Origin of the sequence: Pedobacter sp. Leaf41, from assembly GCF_001422545.1 — a bacterium.
In the GTDB taxonomy this organism is placed as follows: domain Bacteria; phylum Bacteroidota; class Bacteroidia; order Sphingobacteriales; family Sphingobacteriaceae; genus Pedobacter.
Map to the genome: position 1 here is coordinate 332,705 of NZ_LMLE01000007.1, position 12,049 is coordinate 344,753.

Sequence of the window (12,049 nt, forward strand, 5' to 3'; positions counted from 1 at the left end):
TGAGAACACAAACATAACCAAATTATATTCTAAATTTTAACAAAATTTATCTAATATATTTTAAAATATTTTTTTTAGATTTACCTAAAAATTTAATTAGATAAATATAAATGCAAAGTTTTACCGAAGAGAATTATCTTAAAATCATTTATCATTTAGCAGAAAATACCAATAATGTACAAACCAATGCCATTGCCGAGCAAATGCAGACTAAACCCGCATCCGTAACGGATATGATTAAGAAACTTGCAGACAAGGGGTTTATAGATTATGTTAAATATCAAGGCGTTACCATGACAGAAAAAGGAAGGAACGCCGCTATTGATATTGTGCGCAAACACCGGCTTTGGGAGGTTTTCTTAGTTGATAAGCTTAATTTCAAATGGGATGAAGTGCACGATGTTGCCGAGGAACTAGAACACATTAAATCAACTGCATTAATCGAACGGTTAGATGAATTTCTTGGTTTCCCGAAATCAGATCCTCATGGCGACCCTATTCCAGATAAAAATGGAAGGTTTGCAAAAACTCAGTTTACAAAACTGATCGAATTGAAAATCGGTGATTCAGGAACAATTACTGGTGTTAGTCAACACAGTTCGGCATTTCTTAAACATCTTGAAAAACTGGGATTAACCTTGGGCAAACAAATTCAAATTAATGATGTTACCGATTTCGATGGTTCTGTAGAAATTTTGATTTTAGACAAACAAATTAATATTAGTAGAGAAGTGGCAAAGCATATTTTAATTAGCAGTAATGGCAAAAACTGAATCGCTTAGTGAGGTACACCAAAGTGTAAGCACAGACAAAAGAAAAGGTTGGCGTCGCATTTTAGCTTTTATTGGCCCAGCTTATTTAATAAGCGTTGGCTATATGGACCCAGGAAACTGGGCCACAGATTTAGCAGGTGGTAGTAAATTTGGCTATCAACTGATATGGGTATTGCTCATGTCAAATCTTATAGCACTTTTACTTCAATCGTTAAGTGCTCGTTTAGGCATTGTTAGAGGATTAGATTTGGCACAGGCCTCTAAACATGCTTACCCACGCTGGGCAAATATACCTTTATTTGGATTAGCGCAGACCGCTATCATTGCCTGCGATTTAGCTGAAATTATTGGAATGGCAATTGGTTTACAATTACTTTTTGGTTTACCATTAATTTGGGGAATCTCAATTACCATATTTGATACCATATTGCTTTTATTTCTTCTTAACAAAGGAATGCGAGCAATGGAAGGTTTTATCGTTTCAATGGTTTTTATCGTTGGAATATCGTTTTTGGTGGAAATGTTTATTGTTGAACCCTCATTAAAAGAAGTTGTTAGAGGTTTCGAACCTTCTATTTTAGGGGGCGATGCTTTATACATTGCTATTGGCATTATTGGCGCTACGGTAATGCCACACAACCTATATCTACACTCTTCACTGGTTCAAACCAGAAAAATCGAACGGACAAATAAAGGCATTAAAGAAGCCTTAAAATTTAATTTAATCGATACTACAGTTGCACTGAACCTCGCTTTTTTCGTAAATGCGGCGATTTTGATATTGGCTGCAGCTGCTTTTTATAAGAATGGATTACACGAAGTTGCAGAAATTCAAGACGCCCACAAATTATTATCAAATATTTTTGGTGATGTTGCGCCAGCTCTTTTCGCAATTGCTTTAATTGCCGCAGGGCAAAGCTCTACTGTTACGGGTACTTTGGCTGGTCAGATTATTATGGAAGGACATATCAATCTAAGAATTCAGCCCTGGTTACGAAGATTGATTACCCGATTATTGGCAATCATTCCAGCATTTTTTACTATTCTTCATTATGGCGATGATGCTCTGGGTGGCCTTCTGGTTTTGAGTCAGGTGGTGTTAAGTTTGCAGCTGGGTTTTGCGATTATACCTTTAATCCATTTTACATCAGACAAGAAACTGATGAAAGATTTTGCGATAAAAACATGGGTCAAGGTATTGGCTTGGACGAGTGCATTAGCTATCATTGCCTTAAATGTCAAACTAGTAGTCGAAGAAATAAGCGGCTGGACCAAAGAAGCCAATACCTGGTGGATTTATGTAATTATTGTTCCAGCCTTAATATTTATTGTGTTTCTACTACTTTATGTGTTTTTTCATCCGATGATCGAAGAAAAAAATAGAAACAGGCAAATGGTTCCGCATGGTAATGCTTTGGACATTGGGAAAATTGATAAGATTAGCTATTCCAAAATTGGTATTGCGGTAGATTTTTCTAAAAATGACCGGAATACCATCCGACACGCACTTATTCAAGGTGGAAAAGATGCTCACTATCACCTAATCCACGTAGTAGAAACAGCAGCCGCCAGATATCACGGCCAAGAAGTTATGGACCACGAAACCCAGAGTGACCGGGAAAACCTTGAAAAATACAAAGCTAATTTAGAAGACTTGGGTTATGATTCAACGCCATTTATAGGTTTTGGAAGCACAGCTAAAGAAATCGCAGATATTAGTAATAAAAACGAACTGGAACTTTTAGTAATGGGTGCTCATGGTCACAAAGGACTTAAAGATTTAATCTTTGGTACAACAGTAGATTCGGTGAGGCACAAAGTGAATATTCCCGTATTAATTATTAGATAACTAATTTTTAATAACCTTCATTAAGTTTTTAATTCCTCCATCACCCGAGTGATGAAGTAAAAGTTTTCCTGCTGGAGAATACAAATACATAGCAGGATACATCTTTGGCAAAAACAACGGAATGAAAAGTTTATTTTTATCTTGAAGAATGGTAACGTTTGGTTTTGTATTCAAACCTTTAGCATAAGTATTAAAAAACTGTGGAATGATATAAGCCTCATCCAAGGTAATCATGTATATATTTACGTTTTTAAATTGGGCATAATTAGCACCGAGTAGCTTAGTTTCTCTTTGGCAATGCTCGCAGGTAACATCAAAAAGCATAAACAGGTTCTGTTTGCCTGGAATAAGATTTTTGTTCGAAAATGCTTTACCATCCAATTTAAAAAATGTGAATTGTGGTAAAATTGTAGGTTGCTGTGCTTTTAGATGAGAGAAGAAGAGAAAAGATAATGCTAAAAAAAGGATTCGAAATTTCATAAATAGCTTTTAAAAATCAAACATAAATAATAATTTTTGTAAGCAATAGAGATAACCTTCAGCTTTTACAAACAGATGAAGATAAAGGAGTGTTATTAATAGCTGGCAACGAAATAAATAAAAACGAAATTATAACATCAAATTTTAAGATATTTGCAACCCAGCAGTTTGCTGTTTTTTAAATGTAGAAGCACATCTACCCAGAAATACAAATTAACTTTGAAAAACGATATCAATATAAAAAACAAAAGAGCTTACTTTGACTATAATTTACTTGATAAATATGTGGCAGGTATCGCACTTTTAGGAACAGAAATAAAAGCTATTAGACAAGGTAAAGCCAATATGACGGACGCATTTTGTATGTTCATAGGCGGAATTTTGTATGTCCGAAATCTTCATGTTTCTGAATATAGCCATAGCTCTTTTTATCATCATGATATAAAAAGGGATCGAGCATTGCTACTTCAGAAAAAAGAAATCAGAAAACTTCGTCTTAAGGGTGAAGAAAAGGGTTATACCATAGTGCCTTTAAGGATTTTCATTAACGAAAGAGGTTTCGCTAAAATGGAAATTGCATTGGCGCAAGGTAAAAAGGAATTTGATAAACGTGATAGCATTAAGGATAGAGATACTAAACGTGAGTTAGATAGAGCATTGAAGAGATAACTGAGTTAGGAGTTTAGGGTTTGTAGTTTTGAGTACTCCGAACTCTCAACTCATCACTCGCAGCTTGTTTACCATGCTTGATCGCCAACCAAAGGCACAAATCTAAACGTATCTAATGTTATTTTATCGTAATCGGTGTCACTTACTCTAATAACGGTAACCATTTTTTGCGTGCTTTCATCTCCAACGGGAATAACCAAAATACCTCCAATTTTTAATTGTTTCAATAAAATTTCTGGAACAAGTGGGGCACCAGCGGTAACAATTATTTTATCGTAAGGAGCATGTTTTGCAATTCCCTTTGAACCATCTCCACAGTAAAATGTGGGTCTGTAGCCCATACCAGGCAATACCTGAATCGTTCTGTTGTAAATATTCTCTTGTCTTTCGATGGTAAAAACATTTGCACCAAGTTCCATTAAAATGCAAGTCTGGTATCCGGAACCTGTTCCAATCTCTAAAACTTTATCACCCTTCTTAATGTGTAGTAACTCACTTTGATAGGCAACAGTGTAGGGTTGCGAAATGGTCTGTCCATCACCGATTGGGAAGGCGATATCTTTGTAAGCCTGATTCCAAAAAGTCTCATCGAAAAAGAAATGACGTGGTACTTTGCCAATTGCTTTTAGTACGTTTTCATCTTCAATTCCGCGAGATTTTAGGAGTTCAACCAACTTCTTTCTCGCACCACGCTCTCGGTAATTATCAACAAATTTATAGGCCATGAAGTCTCAAAATTAGCTTTTTAAAGCGGTGATACAAGATAAAGAAATCAACATTAATATAACTTACAGTAAATCAAAATAATGGGATTTTCGTTAGTGTAAAACATTAATTGTGTGTATTAAGGAATTATTTCTACTTTTGAAGACTTATATAAATTACCTCAACTGTCTACTCTTACATGAAAAAAGGACTAATAAGCATATTCATATTATGCACTTGCATCACATTTAATATACTTGCACAAACTAGTGCTGATTATAATTATTCAATTGCAGCAAGAGGTTTTAGCCTCATGCAACTACCGAAAATATTGAATCAAACAAATACCCAGGATTATACAAAGATGTATGGTAATGGGGTGATTTTGAAGTTCAACGACAACCAGATAAGTTATCGAATCAGTGGAAATTATTTCCGCAATAATGATGTGCGATTTCAAAACACTTGCGAAACCTGTGAAATGGCTAGCGGAAAAGTAACAGATTACTCTTTTAAGATTGGTTTTGAAAAAAACTTCAATTACTCAAGAGTTCAACCCTATTTCGCTTTTGATATTGGATATCGCTCTAATAAATTTACAGGTGTTATAGCACCACAAAACGCATTGGTTGGCTCAACAAATCAGTCGGCTGATGCGAGTAAGAATGGTCTGGTAATGTCTCCAACATTAGGCTTCAAAATCAACATCATTCCAAACTTATCAATATTTGCAGAAAGCAGCCTGGATTTCAACTATTCGTATGAAAAGCAAGATATTACACAGCCGAATCTTACTGCCAGAACTGTAAATACGTATAACAAATGGGAGTTTTTATTAAACCCCGTTTCTGCAGGTATTCAATTTAATTTCAATAGCAAAAATTAATACGGATCTACATCAATTTGGGTAAAAACGCCTTTAAAATCTTTAGTGGCATTGAATTGTGTTAGTGTTTCTCGAAGTGCATCTTTAACTTTTTGAATGGCGGTATGCTTGTCGGCTTTAATGATAATTTGTTTGATGTACAGATTACGTACACGGCTGATTAATGGCTGCTCCGGCCCCAATACACGTTTACCGAATTTAGCTTTAAGAATATTTGCCAATGTAAGTGCTGCATGATCTAATATATGAGAATCTTTATTTTTGACGTAAAGAAATATCATCCGAGAAAATGGCGGATACAGAAATTTTTCACGTTCTGCTATTTCATCATTGTACATGCCTTCATAATCGTTATTAACAACTTGTTTAATAATCCTATTATCAGCATCATAAGTTTGAATGCAAACATTTCCTTGGTCAGCTCGTCTCCCAGCCCTTCCTGCAACCTGCGCTAACAGTTGAAAACTTCGTTCATAAGCCCTAAAATCGGGATAACCCAAAAGTGTATCTGCATTAATAACGCCAATCAAATTTAAGTTATCGAAATCTAAGCCTTTAGCAACCATCTGCGTACCGATCAGAATATCCGTTTTCTTTTCCTGGAAATCAGTTAAGATTTGTTGCAAACCATTTTTTGTCCGGGTGCTGTCCATATCCAAACGGGCAATAGTGATATCTGGATATAGTAATTTTAGCTCCTCTTCGATACGCTCCGTTCCAAAGCCTTTCTGCTCTACATGAACAGAGCCACATGCTGGACAAATATTAACGCTGCTTTGTTGAAAACCGCAATAGTGGCAATGCAGTTTACCACTACTTTTATGATAGGTTAAGCTTACATCGCAATTCACACATTTTGGAGTATAGCCACAAGTAGCACAAATTAAAATGGTTGCATAGCCTCTTCGATTTTGAAAAAGAACAACTTGCTCCTTTTTTGACAAGGCAAGATCAATATCTTTAATTAACACGCTAGAGAAATACGAAACCATGGTTTTCCGCTTGGTTTCCTCCGCGATACTGACCACTTGTTGGTTCGGTAATTGCACACCGCCAAAGCGCTCTTTCATCTCAACTAACCCATATTTTCCTTGCAGCGCATTATAGTAACTTTCTAGTGATGGAGTTGCAGAACCCAAAATAACCTTCGCCTGATGCAAATGAGCAAGATAAATGGAGGCATCTCTCGCTTGATATCTAGGAGCGGGATCATATTGTTTGTAAGATGGCTCATGTTCTTCATCTACCACAATTAATTTTAAGTGTTGAAATGGTAGAAATACGGCTGACCTTGCCCCAAGTATTACCTTATAAGCGCCTGTTCTTACCTTATTCCAAATTTCAACCCTCTCGCTATTATTAAATTTGGAATGATAAACTCCAATTGCATTTCCAAAATAACGTTTAATGCGTTCAACAATTTGAGTAGTTAAAGCTATTTCTGGTAATAAAAAAAGAACTTGCCCATCAGTGTTTTGAATAATTTCTTCAATTAATTTAATATAAACCTGTGTTTTACCAGAAGCAGTTACTCCGTGAAGTAAAACAACATCCTTTTCTTCGAATGATTGATTGATCAGATTTAAAGCGGTCTGTTGTCCGGTATTTAATTGAAAATTAACACTAAATTCTTCATCATGATTAGCTAACCTGCTTACAGGACGTTTCATCACCTTAAAAATCTCTTTATCCGTTAGTGATTTTAAAGCACTTACACCACAGTTGCTCTCTTCTAAAAGCTGTTCTTTAGAGATGGGAAGATTTAATTTTTGCAGTTTCAGATAGGCAAGCAACGCATCAAGTTGTTTTGGTGCTTTCTCCAGAACGTTAAAAAGTTCCTTTAAATTTTCTTCATCAGTATAGAAATCATTTAAAGTCACGAACGATTTCAAAAGAGGTTTGTACTTTTGCACCACTTCCTCTGCAACTAGAATCAGCTCTTTTTCTAATAAATGATTGATGATTGGATAAATTGTTTTTTGACCTAACAATTTTGAAACATCATTTACTGTCAGTTTTTCTTGCTTTTTTAGCGCTGAAATAATTATCTCCTCTTTTTCGGTAAGTACAATCTCATCCGTAAAATCATCGCGAAGAACGAGTATGGTTTCGCTGGCAAGTTTCAAACTAGCGGGTAACGCCGCAGACATCACATCTCCTTCATTACACATATAGTAATTCGTCATCCAACTCCAGAACTTTAATTGGGTGGGGGTTACCACCGGCTCACTGTCAATTATATCGATAATATATTTCGCCTCATAAACTCCAGGAGGATTCTTAGAAATGGCACTAATTAAAGCAGTGTAGATTTTATGCTTACCAAATTGAACAACAACTCTTTTCCCAATCGCAACCTGATCATTTAAATCAAATGGTACCCTATAGGTATAGTTTATTGCCAAAGACAAAGGCAAGATAACTTCGACAAAAAGTGTTTCTCTTTCAGCAAAAATATCGTTTCCAAAGCTATCCATTATTTATCCTTAAATGCAGCGAAGAACAGCATTATCCAACCTAAAACAAACAAGAGACCACCAATAGGCGTAATTGGACCAATTAGATTGATAAAATCCAACTTTAATATACTTCGGGTTGCCAATAAATACAAAGATCCCGAGAAGAGAACAATTCCGAATGTAAAGCAGAAATAGGCAATATTAATTAACTTGTTTCTATACCTTGCAAAAGTTGAAAGGTACAAAAGCGCAAAAGTGTGATAAAATTGATATTCTACCCCTTTCTGCCAAATTTCTATTGAAGGTTGATCTATTACGGCCTTTAAACCATGAGCACCGAAAGCGCCAAGTAAAACAGCCACTACGCCAAAAAAAGAAGCAGTAAGTATAATTCGTTTATTCATAGTTATTGCTTGAAGCAATCGCTAAATTAATAAAATGACATAGAACTTCGCTGTAATCAATGTAATAAATTAAATTTGTTGCACGCACATGAAAAAAATTATCATTTTAACTATTGCATTATTTTTTGGTATTGCAGGGATGGCATATCTGTATTTCTCAAAATTGGGCAATGAAAATAACGCAAAAGATTTAGCATTGCAATCTGCAACGAATAATGCTGCAATAGTATTTTCATTTCAAAATGATAAGGGATTTTATGAAATTATTCAAGCGCAAAACCTTATTCAGCAGGTATTAGGCGAAGATAAAATTCAATTGCTGATTCAGCTTAAGGATTTAATTATTAACGATAATGCGCTAAATAAATTTATTCAAGATCAATATATTTATGTTAGCGTACTTCCAGACACCAATAAAAACCTAAATTTTTTAATTACTGTTCAACTTAAGGCAGATGAAGACCTAAATAAATTTAATCAGGTAATCAAATCAAAAAACTATATTACCCCATTACAGAACGGGCAATATTCCTTGAAGCTTCAAGATAGTGTTTCTGCTTACGCAAATCTCAATGATAGAGTAATAACCCTGTCAACCTCGCTAAAACTTATTAACGATGCTGCTATTCGATTAGCTGAAAATCCTTTCACTGATTATATAAAAGAGAATAATGCTGTTAGCAGAAGTGCCCTGGCACAAATCTATATCAACTATAATCATGTACCACTTGTGCTAAAGAACATTTTGGTTGGTAAATTAAATGGAAGTATTGAAGTTTTAAACAGGCAAAATGCATTTGCCTCTTTAAGTTATAATTTTAGCAAAGAGCGTATTCTTTTTAACGGCAGCACTACGTTAAAAGATGATTCTAGCTACCTCAAATTATTTGAACAAAGCGCAGCACAGGTTACAAATATTCAAAATATCTTACCTGATAACACGGCAAATTATGCGATCTACGCATTTGATGATTATAAAACCTGGTTTAAAAGCCTGAAGACTATACGGATTAAAGCCAATCAAATTACACAGGCAGACCAAACGATTAGTTCAATCAAAAATGATTATAGAACAGATTTAAATTTAATATTTCCATTGTATGCTAAAAATCAATTTGCAACATTTCAATTAAGCACCAGTGAAAAACTGGGAGCGATACAACTTACTAATGGAGAGAAAGTGAAACAATTATTATTTGACGTAAGTACAGATTACAGTGATGAAATTAAAGTTTTTAAGTCTGCAAACATTCTTCAAGTATACTTTGGAGAGGCTTTTAAAAATTTTAGCAAACCATTTTATGCCATCATAGATAATTATTTAATTGTGGCTAACAATGCAAGTACAGTAGCATCCTTTTTAATCAGTTATAAAAACAATAGGTTAATGATCCAAAATCCTATTTACATGGATGCCATGAATCAAATCGCTACTACTTCAAATATCAGCTATTATGTTGATCTTCGAAAATCTCAGAATATTTTGAGAGATAATCTTTCATCAAAATACTACAAACATTTTATGGCAGATAGTGGCCTGAAAACCTTTGATACTTTCTGCTACCAACTGATAGCCGATAAGAATAAATTCATCTCTAATGTACTATTAAACAAATATGTACAACAACCAATACCAGATTCGCTAAGTATCCGTTAATAAGAAAAACAGCCTAAAAACCAATAGATTTATGAAGAAACTTTTACTTGCTTTACTTATAGTTGCTAGTTTTAAGGTTGCAAAAGCTCAGCAATACGCCCTTTTTGGCACGAGAACTATGTTCGATGCTTTTGAGAATCCTTCTCAGAAATCGTTCACATTAGATTCCTCTCGCAAATTCTCCTCTAATTTTTTCTTGCCCTATTTTGGCATTAACGCTGCAAACAAGGGTGAAGCAAACAACGTAATCAGGAGACTTGCTCAAACCGGATATCTCGATACGGAGGGCTTACCCCTATTGAATGGGGATGTAAACCACTTCTACCAAAACAGCAATATTTATGTTGCCACTTTTAGGTTGTTTCATTCATACAAATACCAAAAAGAAATTGGTCTTGCGTGGCAAATTCGTTCTGATGCGCAAATTGACTACACCAATGAAACTCTTGCAATTTTTGATTCTCCCAATAAATTTCCAATCAATACTCCGTTACGTGGAATTTTCAATTCATCCGGATATCAACAATCCTATCATCAATTTAGTATAAGCTACCGCGAAAATTACAATAAGCGATTAGCGTTTGGTTTAAAAGCCAGCTTATTAAGCGGTATTTTATACAATAAAATCGATATCACTGATTCGTACTTATATTCAGACCCAGAATCAAATACCCTCAATTTAGGGTTGGCAGCCAACTATAGAAGTAATTTTACAGAGGGAAGAGAACTCAGAAAAAAAACATTGCTTCCATTCAAAAATCCTGGATTATCGTTAAGCTTTGGAACGAATTATACCACAAAAAAAGGTTTACTGTTGATGGCAAATATTAAAGATTTGGGTTTCATTTGGTGGAGAAAAAGTACTCAGGAAACAATCGTCAACTCATCGAATATTACGATAAATACTTTCGCAAATCGAAACAACATTAATAATAGCATTACCGATATATTTACTGAAGCTCAGGAAAGCAAGAAATTCCTTGCACCAACAAATGCAAAGATTGATCTATATGTTTCAAAAATATATGGCTTCTACAAACCTTCGTTTATTGTGTCGAAAAATCTTTTTTACAAGGGTGGGGATATTGCTTTGGTTAACAGCTTTAATTATAAAAATTTCTCCGGAAGTATTACTCCGCTTTACAACCTTAACAATATTTTTATGGTTGGTTTACAAGGTAAATATCAAACGCCAAACTTCGAAATTTTCCTTGGATCAGACAATTTAGTTTCTACTGCCTATACCACTAAGGGCATAATATCCAGCAATGGAAGTACCGGATCTGCTACTAACGGAGTCGGCGCTTCAGTATATATGGGTATAGGGATTAAATTTGGAAATGTTGTCAATCACCCGCAGTTTAGTGATGTGATGCCTGGTATAAATGACAATGAAGGGGGCAGTTTCTTTAAAAATCTATTTTCAATTTTTAAACGGAAATAACCTAAACTTTCTTTTTTGGTTGGGTAACTACGAAATCTTTTAAATAAAAAGGTTCGAAATAGGCTAGATCTTCAAAATCTTGCACTTGAAATGCCTTGTATGCTAAAGCTGAAATATACTTTGCGGAGTTAAAATTATTATAGTTGAAAAACGCATTTTGGTGATTTAGAGTTTCCTTACATTTTGCAGCTCCATCTCCTAAAAAAGTGATTTCATTTTTCTGGAGCAATTCCGAATAACTATTTTCATCGATTATTTTGGCAGAGGTTGACTCCAAGACACTCAAATTGCTATCAAAAACAGCACTATAAACCTCCATTCTTCGGGCGTCAATCATAGGGCAAATTAGTCCAGCGTATATCGGGGTTTCAGTCATAAAACCATTGGCCATCATTTCTAGCGTTTCAACAGCAATCAATGGCTTTTCTAATGCATAACAGAGTCCCTTTGCTGTAGATACGCCTATCCTCAAGCCCGTATAAGATCCTGGCCCTTTGCTAACCGCAATGGCGTCTAAATCATTGTAAGTGACGTGAGAAGACTTAATCACCTCATCAATAAATAAAGTAAGATTACTGGCGTGCAAGTTTTGACCAATCTCTTCTTTGGTATAAACTGTTTCCCCGTCAATTGATAAAGCTACCGAACAAACCTGTGTAGCTGTTTCTATTTGAAGTATTTTAGCCATTTTACTTGAGTTATGCGTTTATAATTATTTTGCCC

11 protein-coding genes are annotated in these 12,049 nt (G+C 35.0%); 6 read left to right on the forward strand and 5 right to left on the reverse strand.

The features are described 5' to 3' along the window. Positions 1-110 precede the first annotated feature (110 nt). Together ASE92_RS11860 and ASE92_RS11865 are read left to right on the forward strand one after the other, a co-directional pair. Entirely contained in the window at positions 111-773 is a 663-nt protein-coding gene (locus tag ASE92_RS11860; protein ID WP_056850311.1) for a metal-dependent transcriptional regulator, read from the forward strand. After that, positions 760-2,622 (forward strand): Nramp family divalent metal transporter, encoded by a 1,863-nt coding sequence (locus tag ASE92_RS11865; RefSeq protein ID WP_056850312.1) that lies wholly within the window; start codon positions 760-762, stop codon positions 2,620-2,622. The genes ASE92_RS11860 and ASE92_RS11865 overlap by 14 nt, the downstream gene beginning before the upstream one ends. Here ASE92_RS11865 and ASE92_RS11870 read toward each other — a convergent pair whose 3' ends face one another. Further along, positions 2,623-3,102 (reverse strand): redoxin domain-containing protein, encoded by a 480-nt coding sequence (locus ASE92_RS11870; protein WP_056850313.1) that lies wholly within the window; start codon positions 3,100-3,102, stop codon positions 2,623-2,625. Between the two features lie 219 nt (positions 3,103-3,321). Here ASE92_RS11870 and smpB point away from each other — a divergent pair, with 219 nt between their 5' ends. After that, a complete protein-coding gene (gene smpB / locus ASE92_RS11875) occupies positions 3,322-3,771 on the forward strand; it encodes an SsrA-binding protein (protein WP_056850421.1) in 450 nt (149 codons plus the stop codon). 68 nt (positions 3,772-3,839) lie between these two features. Here smpB and ASE92_RS11880 read toward each other — a convergent pair whose 3' ends face one another. After that, positions 3,840-4,496, reverse strand: a complete 657-nt coding sequence (locus tag ASE92_RS11880) for a protein-L-isoaspartate(D-aspartate) O-methyltransferase (protein ID WP_056850314.1) — start codon at positions 4,494-4,496, stop codon at positions 3,840-3,842. 179 nt (positions 4,497-4,675) lie between these two features. On the opposite strand from ASE92_RS11880, the gene ASE92_RS11885 reads away from it, so the two are divergent. Continuing rightward, on the forward strand, positions 4,676-5,362 hold the full coding sequence (locus tag ASE92_RS11885) for a hypothetical protein (RefSeq protein ID WP_082455042.1): 687 nt from the start codon (positions 4,676-4,678) through the stop codon (positions 5,360-5,362). Here ASE92_RS11885 and priA read toward each other — a convergent pair. Both priA and ASE92_RS11895 read right to left on the reverse strand, forming a co-directional pair. Continuing rightward, a complete protein-coding gene (gene priA / locus ASE92_RS11890; protein WP_056850316.1) occupies positions 5,359-7,839 on the reverse strand; it encodes a primosomal protein N' in 2,481 nt (826 codons plus the stop codon). The genes ASE92_RS11885 and priA overlap by 4 nt on opposite strands. After that, positions 7,839-8,225 (reverse strand): DUF423 domain-containing protein, encoded by a 387-nt coding sequence (locus ASE92_RS11895; RefSeq protein WP_056850317.1) that lies wholly within the window; start codon positions 8,223-8,225, stop codon positions 7,839-7,841. Before ASE92_RS11895 ends, priA begins: the two co-directional genes overlap by 1 nt. An 88-nt stretch (positions 8,226-8,313) precedes the next feature. On the opposite strand from ASE92_RS11895, the gene ASE92_RS11900 reads away from it, so the two are divergent. Both ASE92_RS11900 and ASE92_RS11905 read left to right on the forward strand, forming a co-directional pair. Next, positions 8,314-9,882: a hypothetical protein gene (locus ASE92_RS11900; protein ID WP_056850318.1), complete on the forward strand. Its 1,569-nt coding sequence runs from the start codon at positions 8,314-8,316 to the stop codon at positions 9,880-9,882. 31 nt (positions 9,883-9,913) lie between these two features. Continuing rightward, positions 9,914-11,326, forward strand: a complete 1,413-nt coding sequence (locus ASE92_RS11905; protein ID WP_056850319.1) for a DUF5723 family protein — start codon at positions 9,914-9,916, stop codon at positions 11,324-11,326. A 1-nt stretch (position 11,327) separates the two neighbouring features. On the opposite strand, the gene tsaB is transcribed toward ASE92_RS11905, so the two are convergent. After that, a complete protein-coding gene (gene tsaB / locus ASE92_RS11910) occupies positions 11,328-12,014 on the reverse strand; it encodes a tRNA (adenosine(37)-N6)-threonylcarbamoyltransferase complex dimerization subunit type 1 TsaB (protein ID WP_056850320.1) in 687 nt (228 codons plus the stop codon). Positions 12,015-12,049: the final 35 nt, after the last annotated feature.